This window comes from Micromonospora sp. RP3T, assembly GCF_003027925.1.
Taxonomy (GTDB): Bacteria; Actinomycetota; Actinomycetes; order Mycobacteriales; family Micromonosporaceae; genus Micromonospora.
Genome location: NZ_PYPS01000045.1, coordinates 1 through 23,555, shown reverse-complemented (window position 1 = coordinate 23,555; position 23,555 = coordinate 1). Strand labels below are relative to the sequence as shown.

General features: G+C 70.0%; 24 protein-coding genes and 2 tRNA genes. 12 read left to right on the top strand and 14 right to left on the bottom strand.

Annotated elements, in window-relative coordinates; genetic code table 11:
• Positions 1-360: 360 nt before the first annotated feature.
• The 4 genes from dnaN to C8054_RS27700 are packed head-to-tail and all read left to right on the top strand — an operon-like array spanning position 361 to position 4,185.
• Positions 361-1,494 (top strand): DNA polymerase III subunit beta, encoded by a 1,134-nt coding sequence (dnaN, locus tag C8054_RS27715; RefSeq protein WP_107161957.1) that lies wholly within the window; start codon positions 361-363, stop codon positions 1,492-1,494.
• Between the two features lie 40 nt (positions 1,495-1,534).
• Positions 1,535-2,407 carry a phosphogluconate dehydrogenase (NAD(+)-dependent, decarboxylating) gene (gnd, locus tag C8054_RS27710; RefSeq protein WP_107161955.1) on the top strand — a complete coding sequence of 291 codons (873 nt, stop codon included), beginning with the start codon at positions 1,535-1,537 and terminating at the stop codon, positions 2,405-2,407.
• 16 nt (positions 2,408-2,423) lie between these two features.
• Entirely contained in the window at positions 2,424-3,557 is a 1,134-nt protein-coding gene (gene recF, locus C8054_RS27705) for a DNA replication/repair protein RecF (protein ID WP_107161953.1), read from the top strand.
• Positions 3,547-4,185, top strand: a complete 639-nt coding sequence (locus C8054_RS27700; protein ID WP_107161951.1) for a DUF721 domain-containing protein — start codon at positions 3,547-3,549, stop codon at positions 4,183-4,185. Before recF ends, C8054_RS27700 begins: the two co-directional genes overlap by 11 nt.
• 12 nt (positions 4,186-4,197) lie before the next feature.
• On the opposite strand, the gene C8054_RS27695 is transcribed toward C8054_RS27700, so the two are convergent.
• Complete coding sequence (locus tag C8054_RS27695; protein WP_107161949.1) at positions 4,198-4,752, bottom strand: hypothetical protein; 555 nt, start codon at positions 4,750-4,752, stop codon at positions 4,198-4,200.
• A gap of 546 nt (positions 4,753-5,298) precedes the next feature.
• Here C8054_RS27695 and gyrB point away from each other — a divergent pair.
• From gyrB to C8054_RS27670, 6 genes are all read left to right on the top strand, one after another.
• Complete coding sequence (gene gyrB, locus C8054_RS27690; RefSeq protein ID WP_107161947.1) at positions 5,299-7,245, top strand: DNA topoisomerase (ATP-hydrolyzing) subunit B; 1,947 nt, start codon at positions 5,299-5,301, stop codon at positions 7,243-7,245.
• A gap of 132 nt (positions 7,246-7,377) precedes the next feature.
• On the top strand, positions 7,378-11,154 hold the full coding sequence (gene gyrA / locus C8054_RS27685) for an intein-containing DNA gyrase subunit A (RefSeq protein WP_107161945.1): 3,777 nt from the start codon (positions 7,378-7,380) through the stop codon (positions 11,152-11,154).
• Positions 11,155-11,157: 3 nt separating this feature from the next.
• Positions 11,158-12,072 (top strand): DUF3566 domain-containing protein, encoded by a 915-nt coding sequence (locus C8054_RS27680; RefSeq protein ID WP_107161943.1) that lies wholly within the window; start codon positions 11,158-11,160, stop codon positions 12,070-12,072.
• A gap of 144 nt (positions 12,073-12,216) precedes the next feature.
• Positions 12,217-12,290: transfer RNA gene (locus tag C8054_RS27675), tRNA-Ile, on the top strand.
• A gap of 43 nt (positions 12,291-12,333) precedes the next feature.
• On the top strand, positions 12,334-12,462 hold the full coding sequence (locus tag C8054_RS32915; protein WP_013283222.1) for a DLW-39 family protein: 129 nt from the start codon (positions 12,334-12,336) through the stop codon (positions 12,460-12,462).
• Positions 12,463-12,472: 10 nt separating this feature from the next.
• Positions 12,473-12,548: transfer RNA gene (locus C8054_RS27670), tRNA-Ala, on the top strand.
• Between the two features lie 55 nt (positions 12,549-12,603).
• On the opposite strand, the gene C8054_RS27665 is transcribed toward C8054_RS27670, so the two are convergent.
• The 13 genes from C8054_RS27665 to C8054_RS27605 form a co-directional block, all read right to left on the bottom strand.
• Entirely contained in the window at positions 12,604-13,752 is a 1,149-nt protein-coding gene (locus C8054_RS27665) for a site-specific integrase (RefSeq protein ID WP_107161940.1), read from the bottom strand.
• Positions 13,749-13,955 (bottom strand): helix-turn-helix domain-containing protein, encoded by a 207-nt coding sequence (locus tag C8054_RS27660; protein WP_107162018.1) that lies wholly within the window; start codon positions 13,953-13,955, stop codon positions 13,749-13,751. The genes C8054_RS27665 and C8054_RS27660 overlap by 4 nt, the downstream gene beginning before the upstream one ends.
• Positions 13,955-15,757 (bottom strand): replication initiator, encoded by a 1,803-nt coding sequence (locus tag C8054_RS27655; protein ID WP_233220211.1) that lies wholly within the window; start codon positions 15,755-15,757, stop codon positions 13,955-13,957. The genes C8054_RS27660 and C8054_RS27655 overlap by 1 nt, the downstream gene beginning before the upstream one ends.
• Positions 15,758-15,974: 217 nt before the next feature.
• A complete protein-coding gene (locus C8054_RS27650) occupies positions 15,975-16,415 on the bottom strand; it encodes a hypothetical protein (protein ID WP_107161938.1) in 441 nt (146 codons plus the stop codon).
• Entirely contained in the window at positions 16,412-17,026 is a 615-nt protein-coding gene (locus C8054_RS27645) for a hypothetical protein (RefSeq protein ID WP_107161936.1), read from the bottom strand. The genes C8054_RS27650 and C8054_RS27645 overlap by 4 nt, the downstream gene beginning before the upstream one ends.
• Positions 17,026-17,541, bottom strand: coding sequence for a hypothetical protein (locus C8054_RS32910; RefSeq protein ID WP_233220210.1), 516 nt, complete (start codon positions 17,539-17,541; stop codon positions 17,026-17,028). Before C8054_RS32910 ends, C8054_RS27645 begins: the two co-directional genes overlap by 1 nt.
• Complete coding sequence (locus C8054_RS27635; RefSeq protein WP_107162016.1) at positions 17,538-17,726, bottom strand: hypothetical protein; 189 nt, start codon at positions 17,724-17,726, stop codon at positions 17,538-17,540. The genes C8054_RS32910 and C8054_RS27635 overlap by 4 nt, the downstream gene beginning before the upstream one ends.
• 25 nt (positions 17,727-17,751) lie before the next feature.
• Entirely contained in the window at positions 17,752-18,060 is a 309-nt protein-coding gene (locus C8054_RS27630; protein ID WP_233220209.1) for a spread protein, read from the bottom strand.
• The gene (locus C8054_RS27625; protein WP_233220208.1) at positions 18,057-19,697 is read right to left on the bottom strand and encodes an FtsK/SpoIIIE domain-containing protein; all 1,641 of its coding nucleotides are present in this window, start codon (positions 19,695-19,697) and stop codon (positions 18,057-18,059) included. The genes C8054_RS27630 and C8054_RS27625 overlap by 4 nt, the downstream gene beginning before the upstream one ends.
• Before the next feature lie 265 nt (positions 19,698-19,962).
• Entirely contained in the window at positions 19,963-20,172 is a 210-nt protein-coding gene (locus C8054_RS27620) for a hypothetical protein (protein WP_107161931.1), read from the bottom strand.
• 127 nt (positions 20,173-20,299) lie between these two features.
• Positions 20,300-20,464 (bottom strand): hypothetical protein, encoded by a 165-nt coding sequence (locus tag C8054_RS32150; protein WP_158273901.1) that lies wholly within the window; start codon positions 20,462-20,464, stop codon positions 20,300-20,302.
• A gap of 50 nt (positions 20,465-20,514) precedes the next feature.
• Complete coding sequence (locus C8054_RS27610; RefSeq protein WP_107161927.1) at positions 20,515-20,733, bottom strand: hypothetical protein; 219 nt, start codon at positions 20,731-20,733, stop codon at positions 20,515-20,517.
• Complete coding sequence (locus C8054_RS27605) at positions 20,733-21,131, bottom strand: transcriptional regulator (protein WP_107161925.1); 399 nt, start codon at positions 21,129-21,131, stop codon at positions 20,733-20,735. The genes C8054_RS27610 and C8054_RS27605 overlap by 1 nt, the downstream gene beginning before the upstream one ends.
• Before the next feature lie 206 nt (positions 21,132-21,337).
• On the opposite strand from C8054_RS27605, the gene C8054_RS27600 reads away from it, so the two are divergent.
• Entirely contained in the window at positions 21,338-22,123 is a 786-nt protein-coding gene (locus C8054_RS27600) for a GntR family transcriptional regulator (RefSeq protein ID WP_107161923.1), read from the top strand.
• A 9-nt stretch (positions 22,124-22,132) separates the two neighbouring features.
• A complete protein-coding gene (locus C8054_RS27595; protein WP_107161921.1) occupies positions 22,133-22,780 on the top strand; it encodes a 2'-5' RNA ligase family protein in 648 nt (215 codons plus the stop codon).
• Positions 22,781-23,555: the final 775 nt, after the last annotated feature.

Sequence of the window (23,555 nt, the reverse complement as noted above, 5' to 3'; positions counted from 1 at the left end):
CGGCCGGCGGGGCCTGTGGACCACCACCCGGGTTGTACCCCGGGTTATCCACCGGAAATCCACCTGTGGACAACGTGTCTGACCTGCGCAGATGCCGGTTCTCCACAGTTTGCACAGGTGCGATGAAGACGATGAGTTATCTCTTCTAAACAACAAAAACCAATCATCACCGTTGGACTTCCTGTGGATCGGGCCGCAGCACTGCCGTCGGCAGTCGGCCGGGCACCTGGATCCACGGGGTCGGGCGCACAGCCGATGCCCACGCGCCCTAAGGTGCGATGGGTACCCGCACGGTCGGGCGGGACGGGTGGCAGCGGTCGGCATGAGAGAGTTGTCGCTGACGTCGACGCGGAGGCATTGATGAAGTTCCGAGTGGAGCGCGACGCGCTCGCCGAGGCGGTCGCGTGGACCGCCAAGAGCCTGCCCAACCGACCCTCCGTGCCGGTGCTGGCCGGGGTGATGCTCCGGGTGACCGACGGCAACCTCCAGGTCTCCGGCTTCGACTACGAGGTCTCCAGCCAGGTGACCGTCGAGGTGCAGGGTGACGCGGACGGCGCGGCACTGGTCTCCGGTCGACTGCTCGCCGAGATCACCAAGGCGCTGCCGGCCAAGCCGGTGGACATCGCCGCCGTCGGCTCCCACCTGGAGCTGGTCTGCGGCAGCGCCCGGTTCACGCTGCCCACCATGCCGGTGGAGGACTACCCGACCCTGCCGGAGATGCCGGAGAGCGCCGGCACCGTCGACGCCGCCGCCTTCGCCGCCGCCGTGGCCCAGGTGGCTGTGGCCGCCGGCCGCGACGAGACGCTGCCGATGATGACCGGCGTCCGGATCGAGCTGTCCGGCGGCACCATGGCCATGCTCGCCACCGACCGCTACCGTCTCGCGTTGCGCGAGATGGAGTGGCACCCGGACGACCCGGAGATCAGCCTCAACGCGCTGGTGCCGGCCCGCACGCTCAACGACACCGCGAAGGCGCTCGGCCCGCTCGGCGGGCACGTCACCATGGCGCTCTCCGCCGGCGGCGCCGGTGAAGGCATGATCGGCTTCTCCGGCGGCACCCGCCGGACCACCAGCCGCCTGCTCGACGGCGCCAACTACCCGCCGGTGCGTTCGCTGTTCCCGGCCGACCACAACGCCGAGGCCCGGGTCGCGGTCGCCACCCTCATCGAGGTGGTCAAGCGGGTGGCGCTGGTCGCCGAGCGCACCACCCCGGTGCTGCTCAGCTTCAGCGCCGACGGTCTGGTCGTGGAGGCCGGCGGCACCGAGGAGGCCCGGGCCAGCGAGGCCATGGAGGCGACGTTCAGCGGTGACCCGCTCACCATCGGCTTCAACCCGCAGTACCTGATCGACGGCCTGTCCAACCTGGGTGCCCAGCACGCCCTGCTGCGGTTCGTCGACGCCTTCAAGCCCGCGGTCCTTTCTCCGGCCGGCGAGGATGGCGAGGTCATTCCGGGGTACCGGTACCTCATCATGCCGATCCGCGTCTCCCGCTGATCGCCGGCAGCACCACCCTGACGTACGGAGGTAGCAGCACATGCAGCTCGGCCTGGTAGGACTCGGCCGGATGGGCGGCAACATGCGCGAACGGCTGCGCGCCGCCGGGCACGAGGTGGTCGGCTACGACCGCAACCCGGAGCTCAGCGACGCCGCGAGCCTCGCGGAGCTGGCCGAGAAGCTCGACGCACCGCGCGCCATCTGGGTGATGGTCCCGGCCGGCGTCACCGACGCCACCATCGACGAACTCGCCGGCGTGCTCGGCGAGGGCGACATCATCATCGACGGCGGCAACTCCCGGTTCAGCGACGACGCCCCGCGCGCCGAGCGGCTCAACGAGCACGGCATCGGCTACGTCGACGTCGGCGTCTCCGGCGGCGTCTGGGGCCGGCAGAACGGCTACGGCCTGATGGTCGGCGGCGCGCAGGAGCACGTCGACCGGCTCATGCCGATCTTCGACGCGCTCCGGCCCGAGGGCGAGTTCGGCTTCGTGCACGCCGGCCCGGTCGGCGCCGGCCACTACGCCAAGATGGTGCACAACGGCATCGAGTACGGCCTGATGCACGCCTACGCGGAAGGCTTCGAGCTGCTCTCGGCGTCCGAACTGGTGACGAACGTCCCCGGTGTGGTCAAGTCGTGGCGCAAGGGCACCGTCGTCCAGTCCTGGCTGCTCGACCTGCTCGACCGGGCCCTCGACGAGGACCCGGAGCTGGCCGACCTGAGCGACTACACCGAGGACACCGGCGAGGGCCGGTGGACGGTCGACGAGGCGGTCCGGCTCGCCGTGCCGCTCAACGTGATCACCGCCGCGCTGTTCGCCCGGTTCGCCTCCCGGCAGGACGAATCACCCGCCCTGAAGGCCGTCGCCGCGCTGCGCCAGCAGTTCGGCGGGCACGCCGTCCACAAGCGCTGACCGGCGTCCACAGCCTGTGTACGTCCGCCGGCTCGAACTGGTCGACTTCCGCTCGTACGAGCGGGTCGGCGTCGACCTGGAGCCGGGTCCGAGCGTGCTCGTCGGCGCCAACGGCGTCGGCAAGACCAACCTGGTCGAGGCGTTGGGCTACGTGGCGACCCTGGACTCGCACCGGGTCGCCACGGACGCCCCGCTGGTGCGGATGGGCGCCACCTCGGCGGTGATCCGCTGCGCGGTGGTGCACGACGGCCGGGAACTGCTCGTCGAGTTGGAGATCGTGCCGGGCAAGGCGAACCGGGCCCGGCTCGGTCGTTCCCCGGCCCGCCGCGCCCGGGACGTGCTCGGCGCGCTTCGGCTGGTGCTCTTCGCGCCGGAGGACCTGGAACTCGTCCGCGGTGACCCGGCCGAACGCCGCCGCTACCTGGACGACCTGCTGGTCAGCCGCCAACCCCGCTACGCCGGTGTCCGCGCCGACTACGAGCGGGTGGTGAAGCAGCGCAACGCGCTGCTGCGTTCCGCGTACCTGGCCCGCAAGACCGGCGGCTCCCGTGGCGGTGACCTGTCCACGCTCACCGTCTGGGACGCCCACCTCGCGCAGCACGGGGCCGACCTGCTCGCCGGCCGGCTGGAGCTGGTCGCCGCGCTCACTCCGCACGTCGCCAAGGCGTACGACGCGGTGGCGGCCGGCCGAGGTGCGGCCGGGATCACCTACCGGCCGTCGGTCGACCTGCCCGAACCGGCCGCCGACCGGCCGGCGCTGGCCGAGGCGCTGGCCGCCGCGCTCGCCGCGGGCCGCGCCGCCGAGATCGAACGCGGCACCACGCTGGTCGGTCCGCACCGTGACGACCTGGCCCTCACCCTGGGCCCGTTGCCGGTCAAGGGGTACGCCAGCCACGGCGAGTCCTGGTCCTACGCGCTGGCGCTGCGGCTGGCCGGGTACGACCTGCTGCGCGCCGACGGGATCGAGCCGGTACTGGTGCTCGACGACGTCTTCGCCGAGCTGGACACCGGCCGGCGGGAACGCCTGGCCGAGCTGGTCGGCGGCGCCAGCCAGCTGCTGGTCACCTGCGCGGTGGACGACGACGTGCCGGTGACGCTGCTCGGTGCCCGTTACACGGTTGGCGAGGGGACGGTGCGACGTGCCGGATGACGACGAGGTCCGGCTCCCGCCCGCACGACTGGGGCCGGGGCGGGACGGGGGAACGTCTGGCCGGGGTGGGCCCGCCGCGCGTACCCCGGGGAAGCCGGCGGACGGCGAGCCGGGCGCGGCGACGGAGGGCGCGGCCGGGCCGGAGCTGGCCCGGGCGGTGCTGGACGCGGCGAAGGCCAAGCGTCAGGCCGCGGCCGGCACCCGACGCCGCAGCGCGGTCCGTGGCGACGGTGAGAAGCGGCTGCGCGGCTACTCCGGGCCCGGCCCGGACCCGCGTGACCCGCAGCCGCTCGGCGCGGTGCTCGACAAGCTGGTCAAGGCGCGTGGCTGGCAGCAGCCGGCTGCCGAGGCGACCGTCTTCGGCGCGTGGGAGAAGGTGGTCGGCGCGGAGGTCGCCCAGCACAGCCGCCCGGTGAAACTGGAGAACGGCGAGCTGACCGTGGAGGCCCGTTCGACGGCCTGGGCCACCCAGTTGCGGCTGCTGGCCGGCTCGCTGCTCAAGCAGATCGCCAGCGAGGTCGGCCACAACGTGGTGCGCAAGCTGCACATCCACGGCCCGGCCGCGCCGTCCTGGTCGCGCGGCCCCCGGCGGGTACGCGGCCGTGGCCCCCGCGACACCTACGGCTGATCCCGAAGGCTGTCACACGTCGGCGTAGACCGCGAAGCCCCGCTCGGCGCAGCGCCGGTAGAACGCGGCCAGCACGCTCAGCTCGGCGCAGGTGAAGTTCCACTGCGGCGGATCGCCGCTGTCGTCGCGCAGCTTGTCGAGCCGGCTCTCCAGCCAGCGGAGCTGCTGCTCGGCCAGCCGCCCGTCGCCGAGCAGCGCGCGCAGCACCTCGCTGACCGACTCGAACGTGACCGCCTCGCCGTACGGCCGGTGCCGGGCGACGAACTTCTCCACGCCCTCGGCGATCCAGGCGCAGCCGTCCGGGTCGATCACCGGGTCCTCGTCCTCGGCCGCGTTCTCCGTGGCGTAGAGCACATTTTCCAGCCCGAGGATCAGGTCGACCAGTTCGGTGTACGCGGTCGCCCGCACCGTGCCGGTCTTCGCGATCAACTCGGCGAGCGCGGCGGTCGGGGCGGAGATGCGTGGCATGTCCACGATTTCGCCGAAGTCCACGAACTCAGCCGGCGCGACCGGATCGTAGAAGCGGCCGGTACGCGGCCAGTGCACCGCGACGTTGTCCAGCCCCATCTGGCGTCACCTCTCACCAAGCGTCTGTCGGACCATCCCAGGCGATGGTCCCCGGTCCGGGCGCGAAAGATCAAGACCGCAACGGCGGCGCCGCAAAAGGTACGGCACGTCGCGTTCCACCGCGACCCCCGGCCCGTGAACCGCCGGTCACCGCTCCGCCGGCCCGGACCGGTCGCGGTGGCCGATGGCACGGCGGGTGCCGGTGGCGTGTAGGGGGAGTCGCGGGCAGCGAGGTTCGTCCGGCTACGGCATTCTCAGCCGCCTCTCCAGGGGTGCCGAGTGGCGGTTTGGTCGGCTGCGCACAGTAAGATTGGGGGCGAGACGAAAGACCCGGCACGGAGCGATCGACATGGGCCCCAAGGGCCCTTGATCATTGTGCCGCATCGGGTCCGAGCCGATCGCGATCCGCGGGCAACCGCGGCGCCCGGCGTACCCGATCCGTGACCTGGTGATCCCGGGAGCGGCGCGGGCACGCCGACGTCGCGTCCTGTCCGCCGAACCCGCGCCCCGCGCCCACGCGCGGCCGGTGCGAGAAAGTGGCCGAGCGTGGCAGCGGAGGACAACAAGAAGTACGGCGCCGAGTCCATCACCGTGCTGGAGGGCCTGGAAGCGGTCCGGAAGCGGCCCGGTATGTACATCGGGTCCACCGGCGAGCGCGGTCTGCACCACCTGGTGTGGGAGGTCGTCGACAACGCGGTGGACGAGGCGCTGGCCGGATACTGCGACACCATCGACGTGGTGCTGCTGGCCGACGGGGGCGTCCGGGTCACCGACAACGGCCGGGGCTTCCCGGTCGACCTGCACCCCAAGCTGAAGAAGCCGGGCGTCGAGGTCGCGCTGACCGTGCTGCACGCGGGCGGCAAGTTCGACGGCAAGGCGTACGCGGTCTCCGGCGGCCTGCACGGTGTCGGCGTATCGGTGGTCAACGCGCTCTCCACCCGGATGGCCGTGGAGATCCACAAGGACGGCTTCGTCTGGCGGCAGCGCTACAACCAGTCGAAGCCGACGCCGCTGGAGAAGGGCGAGCCGACCGACCGGACCGGCTCCGCGGTCTCCTTCTGGCCCGACCCGGACGTCTTCGAGACCGTCGACTTCGACTTCCACACCATCTACCGGCGCCTCCAGGAGATGGCCTTCCTCACCCGCGGCCTCACCATCCACCTGCTCGACGAGCGGGTGCCGGAGGACGAGGAGGGCAAGCCCCGCGAGGTCACGTTCCACTACGACGGCGGCATCGCCGACTTCGTCCGGCACCTCAACGCCTCGAAGAGCCCGATCCACAAGACGGTGGTCGAGTTCGGCGCCGAGGAGACCGGCATGTCGGCCGAGATCGCCATGCAGTGGAACGAGTCGTACGGCGAGTCGGTCTACACCTTCGCCAACAACATCAACACCCACGAGGGCGGCACCCACGAGGAGGGCTTCCGGGCCGCGTTGACGAGCGTGGTCAACCGCTACGGCGCGGAGAAGAAGCTGCTCAAGGGCGACGAGCGGCTCTCCGGTGAGGACATCCGCGAGGGTCTGGCCGCGATCATCTCGGTCAAGCTGACCGACCCGCAGTTCGAGGGGCAGACCAAGACCAAGCTGGGCAACACCCCGGTGAAGGGCTTCGTCCAGCGGGTCTGCAACGAGTCGCTTGTCGACTGGTTCGACCGCAACCCCGCCGAGGCGAAGATCATCATCACCAAGGCGTCCCAGGCCGCCCGGGCCCGCATCGCCGCGCAGCAGGCGCGCAAGCTGGCCCGGCGCAAGTCGCTGCTGGAGTCCGGCTCGATGCCGGGCAAGCTGGCCGACTGCCAGTCCACCGATCCGCGCGAGTCCGAGGTCTTCATCGTCGAGGGCGACTCGGCCGGCGGCTCGGCCAAGCAGGGGCGTGACCCGCGGGTCCAGGCGATCCTGCCGATCCGCGGCAAGATCCTCAACGTGGAGAAGGCCCGGATCGACCGGGTGCTGAAGAACAACGAGGTGCAGGCGCTGATCACCGCGCTCGGCACCGGCATCCACGACGACTTCGACATGGAGAAGCTGCGGTACCACAAGGTCGTGCTGATGGCCGACGCCGACGTGGACGGCCAGCACATCCAGACCCTGCTGCTCACCCTGCTGTTCCGCTTCATGCGACCGCTCGTCGAGCTGGGGCACGTCTACCTGGCCGCCCCACCGCTCTACAAGATCAAGTGGAACAAGAAGGGCGACGACGCCCAGTACGCGTACTCCGACCGGGAGCGCGACGGGCTGATCGCGCTGCGTCAGCAGAAGAAGCCCAACGCCAAGCCGGACGACATCCAGCGGTTCAAGGGCCTCGGCGAGATGAACTACCCGGAGCTGTGGGAGACCACCATGAACCCGGCCACCCGTACGCTGCGCCAGGTCACGCTCGACGACGCCGCCACCGCGGACGAGTTGTTCAGCGTTCTGATGGGCGAGGACGTCGAGGCGCGCCGGTCGTTCATCCAGCGCAACGCCAAGGATGTGCGGTTCCTGGACATCTGACGGACGCGTGCCCGGGCCGGCCGGAGATCCACCGACCGGCCCGGTGGTCCACAGAGTTATCCACAGCCTGGCCGCTTTCCACAGCCGTTATCCACAGCTAGATCACGACTCTGAGTCTGATAAGGGTTAACAGTGACCGATCTTCCCGAGTCCACCCCGAACGAGCCGGAGACCCCGGAGACACTGGCTGCGGTCGTCCAGCACGACCGCATCGAGCCGGTCGGCCTCGAGGTCGAGATGCAGCGCTCGTACCTCGACTACGCGATGAGTGTCATCGTCGGGCGCGCCCTGCCGGACGTGCGGGACGGGCTCAAGCCGGTCCACCGCAAGATCCTCTACGCCATGTTCGACTCCGGCTACCGGCCGGACCGGGGCTACGTGAAGTGCTCCCGCGTCGTCGGTGACGTGATGGGCCAGTTCCACCCGCACGGCGACTCGGCCATCTACGACGCGCTGGTCCGGATGGCGCAGTCCTGGGCGCTGCGCTACCCGCTGGTCGACGGCAACGGCAACTTCGGCTCGCCCGGAAATGATCCGGCCGCGGCCATGAGATACTGTATTACGGCAGATGTCCGCATTCGCACCCTTGATGGTAGCGTCAGGATCGGCGACGTCGTGCCGGACGCCGCGCCGAGCAGCGAGACCGACGTCGAGCTCAAGGTCCGCGACCGCAACGGCGACCTGGTCCGTGCCTCGAAGTTCTTCCACTCCGGTGAGCACCCCACGCTGCGGCTGCGCACCCGCGAGGGATACGAGCTGACCGGCACCCACAACCACCCGGTGCTCTGCCTGGTGAACGTGGCCGGCGTGCCGACCCTGCTGTGGAAGCTGCTCGACGAGATCACGCCCGGCGATCGCGTGGTCCTTCAGCGCACCGTGCCGGACGAGATCGGCTACCCGATGCTGGAGCACGTCGAGGCGGCCGTCCTTGCCGGCGCGCTCGTAAGCGAGGGCTGGATCTCCGACGAGTGGGTCGAGTTCGCCAACGCGGACCGGGAGTTCTTCACCCGAGTTGTCGCGGCCTTCGACCTTGCCGTTGGCGGCAAGCGCTGGTTCGGCGAAGAAGTCTTGCCGTCGGGTAAGACCTTGCACCGAGTGCGAGCGAGCATTCGGCAGCTTGCCAAGACGGCGCTGGGTGACCTGGTCGGGGCGCGTAGCGCCGCCAAGTTCGTGCCGGAGTTCGTCTGGCGAGGGCCGGCCGCGGTGAAGCGCGCCTTCCTCCAGGCGCTGTTCGAGGGCGACGGGTCGTCGTCGCTGTTGCCCCGCCGCACCATCCAGATCTCGTACTCCACCCGCAGCGAGCGCCTGGCCCGCGAGGTCCAGCAGCTCCTGCTGGAGTTCGGCGTCATCAGCCGGCAGTGCCGTTACGACGACGGCGAGATCAAGGTCGTCATCACCAACCGGCGGGACGCGCGCATCTTCGCCGCGCACGTCGGCTTCCTCGGCCGTAAGCAGGCCAAGCTGGAGTCCGAGCTGGCCCAGGTGCCGGCGAGCAGCACGGCGCTCTCCGGCGACATGGTGCCGTTCGTCGGCGACTTCATCCGGGAGCACGGCGCCACGCGGTGGACCGAACGCGACTGGCTGCGCCGGCACAACGTGGACCGGGTCGAGCGGTGGGAGCGGGATCGCGACGAGATCGCGGCCCGGATCACCGAGCCAGGGATCCTCGACGTGGTCGAGCCGTTGGTCGACGGCCGGTTCTACTACGCCGAGGTGACCGAGGTCACTGACGCTGGCGTGCAGCCGGTCTACAGCATCCGGGTCGACACCGACGACCACTCCTTCATCTCTGACGGCTTCGTCAGCCACAACACCGAGTGCAAGCTCGACCCGCTGGCCATGGAGATGCTGCGGGACATCGACGAGGACACCGTCGACCTCCAGGACAACTACGACGGCCGGGCCAAGGAGCCCACCATCCTGCCGTCGCGGATCCCGAACCTGCTGATCAACGGCTCCGAGGGCATCGCGGTCGGCATGGCCACCAAGATCCCGCCGCACAACCTGCGGGAGATCGGCGCGGCGGTGCAGTGGTGCCTGGAGCACCCGGAGGCCGACGAGGCGACCACGCTGGAAGCGCTGCTGGAGATCGTCAAGGGCCCGGATTTCCCAACCTACGGCCTGATCGTCGGCCAGCAGGCCATCCAGGACGCCTACCGGACCGGGCGCGGCTCGATCCGGATGCGCGCCGTGGTCGAGGTGGAGGAGGACAAGCGGGGCCGGCCGGCGCTCGTGGTCAGCGAACTGCCCTACCAGGTCAACCCGGACAACCTCGCCGAGCGGATCGCCGAGCTGATCAAGGAGGGCAAGCTCGCCGGCATCGCCGACATCCGGGACGAGTCCTCCGGGCGTACCGGCATGCGGATCGTGCTGGTGCTCAAGCGCGACGCGGTCGCCAAGGTGGTGCTGAACAACCTCTACAAGCACACCCAGCTCCAGGAGACGTTCGGCGCCAACATGCTGGCGCTTGTCGACGGCGTGCCGCGCACGCTGAACCTGGCGCAGTTCATCCGCTACTACGTCGAGCACCAGATCGAGGTGATCCGTCGGCGGACCGCGTTCCGGCTGCGCAAGGCGGAGGAGCGGGCGCACATCCTGCGCGGCCTGAGCAAGGCGCTGGACGCGCTGGACGAGGTGATCGCGCTGATCCGGCGTTCGCCGACGGTGGAGGACGCCCGACAGGGGCTGATCCGGCTGCTGGAGATCGACGAGGTCCAGGCGACCGCGATCCTGGACATGCAGCTTCGCCGCCTGGCCGCGTTGGAGCGGCAGCGGATCCTGGACGACCTGGCCAAGCTCGAGGTGGAGATCGCCGACCTCAAGGACATCCTGGCGAAGCCGGAGCGGCAGCGGAAGATCGTCTCCGACGAGCTGGGCGAGATCGTGGCGAAGTGGGGCGACGACCGGCGCACCAAGATCGTGCCGTTCGACGGCGAGGTCTCGATGGAGGACCTCATCGCCCGCGAGGACGTGGTCGTGACGATCACCCGCACCGGGTACGCGAAGCGGACCAAGGTCGACCTGTACCGGTCGCAGCGGCGTGGCGGCAAGGGCGTGAGCGGGGCGACGCTCCGGCAGGACGACATCGTGAGCCACTTCTTCGTATGCTCTACCCACGACTGGATCCTGTTCTTCACGAACAAGGGTCGGGTCTACCGGGCGAAGGCGTACGAGCTTCCCGAGGCCAGTAGGGTGGCCAAGGGCCAGCACGTGGCCAACCTGCTCGCGTTCCAACCGGACGAGCAGATCGCGCAGATCATCGAAATCCCGAACTACCAGGTGGCGCCCTACCTGGTACTGGCCACGAAGAACGGCCTGGTGAAGAAGACGCGGCTCGAGGAGTTCGACTCCAACCGTTCCGGCGGCATCATCGCGGTCAACCTGCGCGATGAGGACGAGCTGGTCGGTGCGGTGCTGGTGGCGCCGGAGGACGACCTGTTGCTGGTTTCCAAGAACGCACAGGCGATCCGCTTCAATGCCACCGACGAGGCGCTGCGTCCGATGGGCCGGGCCACCTCGGGGGTGATCGGCATGCGCTTCAGCGGTGAGGACGAGCTGCTCGCCGTCGAGGTCGTCCGAGAGGGCCTGGACGTGCTGGTGGCGACGAACGGGGGGTTCGCGAAACGTACCCCGATCGAGGAATACCCGGTCCAGGGCCGGGGAGGTAAGGGCGTGCTGACTGCGAAGATCACCGAGCGACGCGGTGGTCTGGTCGGCGCGGTCGTGATCGATCCGGAGGACGAGCTGTTCGCCATCACGAGCAACGGCGGCGTCATCCGGACTCCGGTGAAGCCTGTACGCCGTACGCGTGACCGGAACACAATGGGGGTCAAGCTGATGGACCTCCCGGACGGCGTGACTATCGTGGCGATTGCTCGCAATGCCGACGAGCCTGACGAACAGGACTAGTTGATGACGGAGACACAGGCGAAGTCGGGGAACAAGGGGACCTCGGCCACCCCGGTCGACGAGGAGGCCGCGCAGGGCGGTACACCAGCGACCGGCCGTGCGGCCGTGGGTCGGGCCACGGTCCCCGCCGACGCGCCTGCCCCGAAGTTCACCCGGGCCCCCGGCATGGCCCCGCCTCCCGACAAGCCGGCCGACGGTTCGGAGTCCCGCGAGGCGACCGAGACCAGGATCGACGCGCCGACGTCGGCCGACGGCTTCGCGGCTCCGGCCGCGGCGAAGCCCGCCACGAACACACCGCCGGCCAGGCCGACGGCCACCGCCCGGGCCTCCACCGGCACCACCGGCACCCAGCCGCGCATCGGCGCCGGCCTGGGCACCGCCCCGAAGGGGGCACCCGAGGCCACCGGTCCGGCCGGCGGCAACCCGGGACGCCCCGCCAACGGCGGCGGCCTGCCGCCGGGCATCAGCGGCGCGGCAGCGGTCGGTGCCGCGCGCGTGGGTGAGGCGGTACGCGCCGCGCGTACCTCGGTCGGTTCGGCCGCTTCGCGCGGGCCGCGCCGGGCCCGGCTGAACCTGAAGCGCATCGACCCGTGGTCCGTGATGAAGTTCGCCTTCGCGGTCTCGGTGGTGCTCTTCATCGTGGTGGTGGTGGCCACGTCGGTGCTCTACCTCGCTCTCGACGCGATGGGTGTGTTCAAGAGCGTCAACGACAGCCTGACCGACCTGGTGAACGCCGGCGGCGGTTCGGGCGGCGGCGGGTTCCGCATCACCGCGAAGGGCGTGATTCTCACGTCCGCACTGATCGGCCTGGTGAACGTGGTGCTGTTCACCGCGCTGGCCACGCTGAGCGCGTTCGTCTACAACGTCTGCGCCGACCTGGTCGGCGGGATCGAGCTGACGCTCGCCGAGCGGGACTGATTCGACGACGCCGGGGCACCGCGTAAAGCGGTCGCCCCGGCGTCGCGCGTCCGGGTAGGTTCGGGACGGCGCGGGTGCTTCCGCCACGGGCCCCCCGATTTGGGCGCGCTGGCGGGCATGGGTTAACCTTGCTCGTCGCCACGCGGGGCTATAGCTCAGTCGGTTAGAGCGCAGAGCTGATAACTCTGAGGTCGCTGGTTCGATTCCAGCTAGCCCCACCGCACATCGTCCGACGGTAGTCGAGCGCAAGGGGTCAATCCCATGTTCAAGAAGCTCCTGATCCTGGCCGGCATCGTCGGGGTGGCCGCCGTCGTGGCCAAGAAGGTCAAGGCGTCGAACGACGAGCGCGCCCTGTGGCACGAGGCGACCACCGCTCCCGACCTGCGCTGAGCGCCGTCTCGGGGCCCTAGCTCAACTGGCAGAGCACTGCCTTTGCAAGGCAGGGGTTAGGGGTTCGAGTCCCCTGGGCTCCACCAGCACTTTCCTTGGTTGATCTCGGGTCCGAGTACAGCCATTCGTACAGCCAAGCGGTCACGCCGTTTCCTCCTCACCGAGAACCCGGTCGATGGCCGAGGCAGCCTGACGAGCCCGCGCCGGCAGGACGTGCCCGTAGGTGTCGGCCGTCATCCGGATCGTGGAGTGCCCGAGCAGCTCCATCACCGTGCGCAGCTCCTCGCCCTGGTCGAGCAGGAACGTGGCGAACGCGTGCCGCAGGTCGTGCAGGTGCAGCCAGTCCAAGCCGGCCACGGCCCGAAGCTGCTCGAAGCGCCGGTTGACGTTCCGCGGCTCCATCGGGGTGCCGATCGTGCTGGCGAAGACCAACCCGAAGTCCGACCACAGCTCCCCCGCCGCGGGCCGTTCCTTGGCCTGCCGAACCCGCTGAGACTCGAACGCCCGCACCGCCAGCGCGGACAGCGGCAAGGGACGACTCGACCGGTGCGTCTTCGGCGGCACGAACTCCAACCCGCGATCGGTGCGCTGGAGCGTCTGGCGGACGAACAATGCCTTACCGGGCAGGTCGACATCCGACCAGCGCAGGCCCAGCAGTTCCGCCCGACGAAGCCCGGTGGCCAGCGCCAGCACGAACAGGGACTCCAGCCGGTCGCCGGTGAGCACCGACAGCAGCTCCTTGGCCTCTTCGGGGGTCAGAGCCCGTCGTTCGACCCGACCGAGGGCCGGTGGCTTGGCCGCCTTGGCGACGTTGCGCGCGACGAGGTCCATTCGCTCAGCGTCGGCCAGGGCGACGCGCAGCACCGCGTGCACCTTGATGATGCTGGCCGGCGCGAGCTTGCCGCGGAGCCCGGTGAGGAACCGCTGTACCTCCCGAGGCGTCAGCCGGTCGAGCTTTACCCGACCCAGTCCCGGCACCAGGTGCTTGGTCACGGCCAGGCGGTAGCGGACGAGTGTTGACGGTCGGGTGCCGTCGTGGGCTTTCACGTCCCTCAGCCATTCGGTCAACCAGGCTTCGACGGTCCGAGGCTGGGCGGTGAGGTCGACGCCGAGTTGGAGTTGGCGCCGCAGCTCGTCGCGCTTGCGGACCGCTTCCGCCTCGGTCTTGGCGTAGACGTATTTCCGCTTTCGCTTTCCGTCGATCCACCCGAGGTCGATCACCGCAGCCCACACGCCCGGCCGCTGCTCGTACACCGAGCCTTCCCCATGAGCCCGACGACGGCCGGTCATGCCGCGAACTCCTCATCAGCCGACAGGAAATCGTCTATCGCCGTCAGCGGGATCAGGCGAGCCCGACCAGCCTTGATCGACCGGAGACGGCCGGAGCGCATCAGCACGTAGACGGTGTCCCGGCAGACGCCGAGAAGCGCGGCGGCTTCGGCGGGGCGGACGCTCCTGGGCGCGACTGCGCGGGGGTGACTGGCGATAGTCATCACGCCATCTCCTTCCGGTCGGCGGCACGACCGCTGTCGGGGCCAGGTACTGCTGGTAGTAGTCCTCGGCGAAGAAGTTGACCTGCCTCGGGGAAACCGGTGCTCGCTCGATCCTGGGCAGCGCGCAGGGCGGCTTTCCATTGGGCGCGTTGGGATAGGGCTTTGAGGAGTCGGTGTTGCAGCGGTGGTAGGTCAGGGTCGTCGGGTCGGGCCATCTCCCAGGCGTAGGCGGGTGGGTCGTTCTGGTCGACGGTGTCGGCGTCGGTGGCGCCGGTGGTGACGCCGAGGAGGTTGCGGACCCAGGCGCGGGCGTCGGCGCGGTGGTCGGCGAGGGTCTTGCCGGACCAGTCGCGGGAGACGAGGATGCGTCGGCCGCCGATGCCGAGGGTGGCCCGCTGGTGGACCTTGGCCTTGCAGCGGCCGGCTTGCAGGCGCCCGTGGGCCTTCTTCGGTTGGATGCCGTAGAGCAGCCAGTTCGCGCACCGCTCATTGCACGGCGTGACCCGCAGTTCGTGCCAGAGCCGGTCGAGGTGGTCCCGCTGCCGGTCAGTCTCGGGCTTGTGGCAGTCAGCCGCGGACTTGGTGATGTACTTCGTGATGTAGCCGATCGTGCGATTCGCGTGCACGGTGCCCGGCGTGACTCCTTCGGCGTGGACCTGTGGGCCGAAGCGGACCACGTGGGCGGGTTGCGCGTCGGGGTCGGTGTCGATGAGGTCCAGGGCGTCAGCCCACGAGCGCAGCGGTTCCCTGCTCTCCGGGTCGACCCACTCCGCGCGGTCGGTATCCCAGACCGGGGGCCGGTCGAGGGTGTAGACGGGTTCGTCAGCCGATGGCCACCACACCTGGTGGTAGGTGGCGGCGGCAACCTGGCGCAGCACCGCACGCGGAATCGTGCCTCGGATAGCGAAGTGGGCGTGGGGGGCGAGGCGTCGTTGGGGCTCGACGCAGCCGGCGTATTGGACGTTCCAGCCGGCGCAGCGGCGCAGGTTCTGCCAGAACCGGTCCAACAGCCGGGCGAAGTGCACCGCATCCCAGGCGGCCCGCCGGTAGTCGTACGTGGCGGGGTCGACCGGGGTGCCGTCGGGCAGGACCCGCCCGTAGGTGTCGAGGGTCAGCGATAGCCACATGGACGGCCGGTGTTCGGTGCCGTCGGGGGCGGTGTAGACCTTCCCGACGGTGCGCGGCTCGACCTTCTTGCGGGGTAGGTCGGGTGCGTCCTGGCGGCGGCGGGTGGAGCGCTTGCGCCGGCCGTGGCTGTCGTCGTCGTCGGAGTCGTGGGCGGGGGCGACCGTGCCGCGGAGTCCTTCGGCGGCGATAGCTTCCTCTACCTCCCCGATCGCCTCGTCGATGTCGGGGAGCTGGTCGAACTGGGCGGCGCGTTGGGCTTCGTCGCGGGCGAACTCCAGATGCGCGCGCAGCAGGATCAACTCGCGTTGCGCGTCGGTCGCCGGGTTGGGGGCGGGTGCGGGTTCGTCGGTGCGATGCCAGCCCTCCCGGATCTGCGTCTGCCGCAGCCGGCGGGCGCGTTTCGCACAGGGCTCGCACTTGTCTTCGCGGGTGGAGCCGCAGGGCAGGTCCACGACTTCGGTCAGGCCGGTGTGTAGGTCGGTGCGGCGCAGGGTGACCGGGTGTAGGCAGACGCCGTACTCCGCGGCCATCTCCGTGAGGACCTTGCGCGACATCGGCAGCGAGAGGCGAGCGGCACGAGTGCCGGGCGCCGGTGCGACGTCGGCCGGGATGGTCACCGGGTCGGCGGGCGGCACCGGGTCGGGGGCGAGGCCGGGCAGGGTCGGGGCGGTCATCGGGTCACCTCCGGAAGCTCGAACAGGACAGCGGGTGCGGGGCCGATGGGTGTGGTGCGGGGTGGGCCGGCGTGGCTGGCCCAGCGGCGGGCAGCGGGTTCGTGGCGGGGGCAGGTGGTTTCGGCTCGGTAGCGGCCGGTGCCGGGGTGGCCGGCTTCGATGAGGGCGGTGGCCCACCTACGGCAGCGCGCGCAGTAGGTGGGCCGACGCATGGCGGTCAGTGCCGGCATCCCGAGCAGTGCAGCCCGCCGCAGGTGGCCTTGCGGCGCAGCAGCAACACAGCCAGGACGATGAGGACCAGGACCACGCCGACGACCGCAGGTGCGGCCCGCTGGACGGTGTGGGCGATCTGAACGGCGAGGTAGCCGATGCCGGCCAGGGCACCGACAGCCGCGGTAGTGATGGCGGTGGCGGCGATGACCCGGCCCCGGCGCAGCCGACGCACCACGGACGGCGGGGCGGTGCGGGCTGTGTCGAGGAACCGGACGGTGACCGTGACGCGGCCGTCGGGGTGGTGGCGGGGGCGGTCGGCGAACATCAGCCGGCCCGACTCGCGCAGGACGGCGAGGGCGGCGGCGACTTCAGCCGGCGTCCCGACGACGCGGCGGGTCAGGGTGGCCGGCGGGGTGGGGGTGCGGTGGGTGAGTGAGCGGGTCATCGGGTCACCTCGGAGACGATGTGGCCGTTGCGCGGTGCCTGGACGACCGACGACACGAGCGCCGACCGGACCGGGCCGACAGCCGCAGCCGAGGACGGAGCGGGCGGGGCGAAGACGGGCGCCGGGGTGGTCGGGACGTTGACGGGTTCGGCGTCGACGGCCTCCCGCACGGGAGCCGGTGCCGGTGCCGGGGTCGGCCGGGCGGGGGCGGGTGCCGGGGTGGGGGTGCCGGTGAAGACGAGCTTGGTCAGGGCCATGAACGCCAACGCCGGGAGCGCGGACAACAGCCACCCGGACGGGCTGGCATCCGCGACGGCGAGCTGGGCGGCGAGGGAGAACGCGGCGAAGGCCAGCATCAGGAACACCGGGTAGCCGATCGGGTCCCGGCGGCGTCGACGGCGGCGGATGTCGAGCAGGCACGCCACCGGGACGAGGTCGGACAGGACGGCGTTGGCCCAGCCGAAGGCGTCGGGGGTGCCGTCGGGGACGTGGCGCATGGTCCAGTCGTGGACGTGGGAGAACGACGCCCACCCGGCGGTTCCGGCGACCACGAGGAGGATGAGGACCAGGGCGACGGCTTCGAGGCCGTCGGTGGTGAGGTAGCGGCGCATCAGCGGGCACCGTCCGTGCGCAGGGCCGGGTTCATGTCGCGGGTCAGGTAGTAGGCGGCGAAGTCGGCATCACTGCCGGGGACCGGCTCGACGCCGGTGAGTCCTTCCTCGCGGATGCAGGCGTTGGCGCAGGGCAGGCAGCGCGGTGCGCCGTCGTGCCAGTGCGTAGCGTGCAGCAGGCAGTACGGGGTGAGGCAGCGGGCCGGGCCGGTGTGCTGGCGGCGGGGACGCGGCGCCGCAGCCGGGGGGTTGTGCTCCACGTGAGCCGGGGCCGGTGGGACGGCCGGCGTCGACGGGGTGGGGCGGAGCCAGGCGTGCAGGTTGCGCAGGTAGACCGCGCCGTAGACGAAGCAGGAGGCCAGGAAGCCCCACTGGCGGGTCGCGATGGCGTAGGCCAGCCACAGTCCTTGGCCAGCGAGGCCGACGGCCCAGCCGGTCCAGGAGCGCTTGCCGGCCAGCCACAGGCCGGTGACACCGACGGCCATGAGTAGCCAGGACCAGATCTGCGGGTTCATGCCGCCCACCCCCACGCTTCGGCGTCTTCGGCGGCAATCTCGGCGTGCTGACGCAGCGCGGCAGCGATCACGTCGGTGGCGTCGGGGTCGGGGGCGCAGTAGGGGCAGGACTGGTCGGGGTCGACGTGGAGCAGGTCGAGGCAGGTCCGGCGGATCGGCCGAAGGTTGAGACGACGGGTAGCCATCAGGATCTCCAAGCAGGCAGGCGGGTCAGCGGGTGGTGGGGTTGACGTGCACGCGAATCCACTCCGGCGGCTCACCGGTCGACGCGACGGCTTCGGACAGGCAGCGCCACAGCGCCCACGCCTCAGCGGGGGTGAGGTACATGCGGCGCCGGCCGGCACCCACGGCGATGTAGAGGTCGGCGTCCGGGGTGACCCGGACCGTCACTGGCACCGATGCCTTGTCGATGTGCGGGGCGCGCAGCCGGTAGAAGCGGCGCGGCTCCGCGGTCTGCTGGTCGGGTTCGTCGGCGTAGGGCATCCGCACCGCAGCGCCCTCGGTCATCTCGTGGTTCATCGGGGGTCACTCCCGTTCGTGGCGTTGAGGTCCAGGGCGTTGAGCAGTGACGGCGGCAGCAGCGGCGCGGCCTGCTTCGGCGGGGTCGGCCGGTAGGTGTGCCGACCGTTGCCGTTGCCAGCTCGCGGTTTGGGCGCGGGCTGGATGACGGGTTCGGGCTGCGTCTCCGGCGGGGCCGGGAACGTGGCGGCCATGTCGCGGATCACGTCATCGGAGAGGTAGGAGAAACGGACACGGGCCGGTTCGGGCTGACCATCGAGCAGCACGTACGCCACGCCCTTGCCCGACAGTGGGATCTGATCCGCCAGGGCTCCCCGGTCGCGGGCGCCGTCTCCGAGGAGCAGGTCGACGTGGCCGCGTTCGGTCAGGCCGAGGGCGATGCGGGTCGGGAACAGGTCGCGCACCGAGACGACTTCCTTGCGCGGGTCCTGGGTGGCGGCGACGACCAGGACGCCGAGGCCGGCACCCTGCGACAGCAGCAACCCGAGCGCCTGAGCGATCCGCTGCCGCACCTCCGAGTCGGGCAGGTAGGCCAGCAGGGCGGCGATTTCGTCGATGACGACGACGATCAGAGGCTCATCGACGGTCGGGGTGTGGACGCGGGCTTTGCCGCGCAGGATCTGCTGACGAGCGCGCATCCGAGCCACGGCGTCTTCGAGCAGGTCCGCCATGCGGTGCCAGTCGTCGTCGACGTAGCGGGAGAACAGCGGCCGGCCGATCGCCAGTTCCATGCCGCCCTTCGGGTCGATCGCCCACACCCGTACCAACCCCGACCGAATCCCGGCAGCCAGGGCGCGCAGTAGGGACCAGATGACGGAGCCCTTGCCCATTCGGGTAGCGCCGCCGATCAGCACGTGCGTGGCCAGGAGCCGGAAGCAGTACGCGGCGAGGTCCTCCCGCAGACCGAGCGGCAGTGCGGTGAAGTCCGGTCGGGCCGGCACCGGCAGTGGAGCGACGATGCGGGTGAGCGGGTCGCGGCGGATGAACACCAGCCACACCTGCCGGGGCCGATCCCGCAGGCGCACCCGGTCGATCAGCCGCAGCACGACGGCGAGACGCCCGGTGCGGTGTGGGGTCGGGTGGCGGCGGGTGGAGAAGACCCGGCAGTGCCGGGTGCCGAACGAGTACGCCAGGTCCCGGGCGGCCTTGTGGTACACCTCCGGGTTCTGGCCCTTCGGCATCCGCAGCACCAGCTCGTCAGTGGCGTAGGAGCAGCGCACCGACAACAGCCGCGGCAGCACCTCACCGCCGTCGTACTTCTTCACCAGCCCACACAGCGACATCACCTCGTGCCACTGCCGCCGATACACCCACAGCCGCCGCCAGAGGGAGACGGCCCGCAGGACGACGTGGCGATGGAACGAGTCCCGGCCCCGCCACCACCAGCAGCCGCCAGCAGCGGCGAGAACGACGGCGACCAGGGCGTGAGGCCACCACCCGTGCGCCCGGTAGGTGTCGACGGCGAGCAGGACCAGGGCGACGAGCGGCCAGGCCCGCCAGTGCCGCACTACGAACACACCGAGGCGCACCACGGCGGCGACGAGCCGGAACAGGAGAAACACGGCGGTGACGGTCCAGACCAGGGGCCAGGGAGCGCTGATCTGGAACCGGCGGAAGTTGACCAGCGGCGCCCGCATCACGCCACCGCCCGGCGGTCGTTGGTGTTGCGCTGCTCGATCCACGCCTCTGCGCAGACCTTGTGCACCGGCTTGCCCGCCGGGCTCCGACAGATGGCGGGCTTAGCGCAGATGACACACGGGGCCGGCTCGCCGGCACCCGCAGTACGCGTCCAGTCCAGGACAACAGGCATGATGAACCTGCCCTTCCAGGCCGAGATGGGTTGTGGAGGGCAGCGGGGCGGCCGGCTTTCCTAGGGCATGGGCCGCCCCGCGCCACGTTCAGTCAGTTGTTGGCGGACCGGCGAGCCCGCCGAGCCTGGTACTTCTCCTCCGGCGTCGACTCCCGCAGAGCCGCATACGTTGCGGCGCGTGCCTGCTCGAACTCCGCGCTCAAGATGTCGCGGTCGGCGGCCCGGTCTTCCGCGCGGGCCAGACGGATCAGCTTCGTCACCTGCTCCCGGCGCACCGGGCCAGCGTTGTCGGTGGCCATCACGCGGCCTTCCCGCGCGTGCAGTTCAGGACAACAGGCATGATGAACCTGCCTCTCCAGGTCGAGATGGGTTGTGGAGGGCAGCGGGGGCGGCCGGCTTTCCTAGGGCATGAGCCGCCCCGCGCCACATTCAGTAGCCGTGCCGCTTGAGCGCGTCGAACACTGCGTCTTTCTCCGCCGGGGTCGCGTTGCCCAACGCGCTGTTGAACGCGTCGCGGGCCTTGATGAAGGCCGGGCTTTCGATGTCCCGGTCAGCGGCGTCGGTCTCCTTCATCCCCAGGTTGATCAGCTTCATCACCTGGTCCCGACGCACCGGCTCCGACTCGGAGCGCTTTCGGCCGAACATCAGGCAGCCGCCTTCACGGCCGGCACCGACAGGGATTCACGCGCTTCGGCCAGCACACCGGCCAACCGTTCGATCTCGCTACGCGGCAGGAACAGGGTCACGTCACCACCGGTCCCACCGATCTGCACCGTCACCCGGTCATCGATCGGGTACAGCGAGAACGACAGCTCCGTCTCCGGCTTCACGTGCACGTTCGCCGTCATGTGCAGCCCCGCCATCACGCCGCCTTCCCACGCGACTCAGCCAGGGTCTTCGGCGCCACCAGAGCCGTAGCCCGGTAGGAGAACGCCAGCCGGCCATTCGAACCGACGTAAGGCGTCACGTTCAGGCCCTCGAACTCCACCCGCTCGAACGGACCCACCGGCGGAACCGGCTGCACATCGGCCAGGATCTTGATCGCCACCTCACGCGACCGCGACCCCAACTCCGGATCCATGTCCATCACCCGGCACTGCCACACCCGCTGCCCCGTCACCTTGTCCTTCGCCGGCGTCCGCTGACGAGTCACCTCGTTGAAGTCCTGCGCCTCCGCGATCGAATCCGGCACGAACACCGCGCCATGCGGAAACACCGCCTCGAACGGAACAGAGAACCGAGTACCACCACGAAGAGCCATCGCTCTCAACCTCCACGCGTCTGTAACGCTCCGCCTACTCATATAGACCTATAGAGGACCGTAGCGGAGCGAGAAGGCGTCCACAAGTCCTCTATAGGACTTCGTTTGGCGCGAGTCGCGAGAAGGGCCGGTGCGTGAGCCGTTCAACACACGTACAGTGAAGTAGAGGGGTTGTCCTTGAGAGGACCGACCGAGTTAGGACGGCGATGACCGACGACCTGGGCGCAAGGGCGCCCAAATACCTGCAGATCGCAGCAGAGCTGCGGCGGAGTATCCGCGATGGCCAGATCAAGGTAGGCGAACGCCTGCCGGCCGAGACGGCATTGGCCGAGCGATTCCGAGTCAGTCCGATCACTCTACGTAACGCCATCGGCGTTCTCAGGGCAGAAGGACTGATCGAGTCCCGACATGGTGTCGGCACGTTCGTGCGTGAAAGCCGGCGCCTTCAACGCCGCTCACGGCACCGGTATGGCCGGGCTCGGAGCGATCAGAAGCTGCTCACCGCTCATCTGCGTCACGAGATCGTGTTTGCAGGCCGGGCGCCGGTCGGAGGCGAGATCGCCGCAGCGATGGATCTGCCGGTGGGCACAGAGGTAGTGGTCCGCCGTCGGCACCTCTATGACCGAGAGACCGGTCGGCCCGAGGAGATCGGGGCGAGCTACATCCTCACTGAGGTTGCCGGCGGAACCTACCTCGAAGAGCCCAAGGTGGTGCCGAAGGCCCTGTTCCTCTGCCTCGAAGAGCTGAGCGGCAAGCGCTACACCACTGCCCGCGACCACTGGTTCTCCCGGCTGCCCACAGCCGAAGAAGCAGCAGCGTTGGAGCTGCCAACGGGAGCGCCGGTGATGCAGGTGATCCACGTCGCCCGAGCGGAGGACGGCTCCGTGCTGGAAGTCTCCGAGTCGGTGTGGCCGGCGGATCGCATCGTCGTGATCGATGAGTACGAGGTGGAACCCGAACCGGCCGAACCTGACGCCCCATCCGAGATCTGAGGAGGCTAGGTGTCCCTCGCAGACCTTCCGCCCGGCCAGAACGCCGATCAGGTACGCAACCACTGGTGGTGGCGCCCTGGCTGGCACGTCGGGCGGCGCTTCTTCGCCTTCCACATCACTTTCGACAACCAACCAGCTCTGTACGACCTGGCCGCCACCTACCGGACCGCTCTCGCCGAGATGCCCAGCCTGACCCTGATCCCGGACCAGTGGCTGCACCTCACCATGCAGGGCGTCGGTTTCGCCGACGAGATCCAGCCGGCTGACCTCAACCAGCTCGCGGAGGAGACCCGCAACCTGCTAGCCGCTGTTCCGGCGTTTGAGGTGAAGTTCGGTTCGGTGGTCGTCGTGGACGAAGCAATCGTCATGCCCGCCGAACCTCCGCAGCCAGTACAGGAGTTGCGGCGGCTGACGCGGACTGCGATTGGCCGCGTGTTCGGGGAAGAGCAGGTGCCCGAGAACGCCGAGAAGTTCCGGCCTCACGTCAGCGTCGCCTACCTCACCGCGGACGGACCATCAGCGCCCTACATCGAGACGGTCAGCCGGGCGAAGGTCGAGCAGGCCCCTGTGACCATCACCCATGTCGACCTCATCGAGATGCACCGCGATCAGCAGATGTACGAGTGGCGGACCGTCGAGGCATTGCCACTGGCGTAGTTGCAGGCAGCAGGGCGGAGGGCGGCTTCTGAGGGAGCCGCCCTTTCGGCGTTCTGAGGGAGGGGATGCGGTAGTTCGGGTCCGCATGGGCCGATGGTGAGGCGATCCAAGGTGTCAGCGGTGTGAGGAGCTTTCGAGTGACCAGGGGCGAGCCGGTGAGAGCAACGAGCCATCACACGCATGGCGAGCCCGTTCGTTCCCGGCGTCGCTTCCGGATGACGACAGCCGTTGTGGTCTTGTGCCGTTCCGGCTCGGTCGGCTCGGCGCGCTGTCCGTGATCTGTTGCCGAATTGGCCTGTACTAGATCAAGCGCGCTCCGCGCGGCGCGGGCCGGGGCGCGGCAAACGGCTCCTGCGGAGCCGCCGCCCCGGCCGCCTACGGCGCCGGGGCGGAAAATCAACCGGCCCGAACCCCACGCCCCGCCCCGCGCGTCACACCTGGGTCAGTGAGGTGACCCGGTGGCGAGTCCCGAAGGACGACCAGGGGCCAGGCGGACACCTTCCACCCGATGCCGGCGATCCCGAGCAGCACGAGATCCGGCAGGCCAGCCGCGGCGGACGAAGTTGCCGAACGGTTCCGCAGGGTCGCTCAGGCCGCAGGGTGGGGAAGGGGGGAGATGGTAAAGGGATGAGAGGTGAGGAGGAGGCAGGGTTAGTCCTTGTCGCCTCTGGCGAGGTGGCCCGTTCCGGGCTGAAAATCGTGTCGGTCGCTCGCTGACGTCGTCGCTCCTTGGTCCGTGTGAGGTCGTGGGTTAGTCGGACGCTGGTAGCCGCGT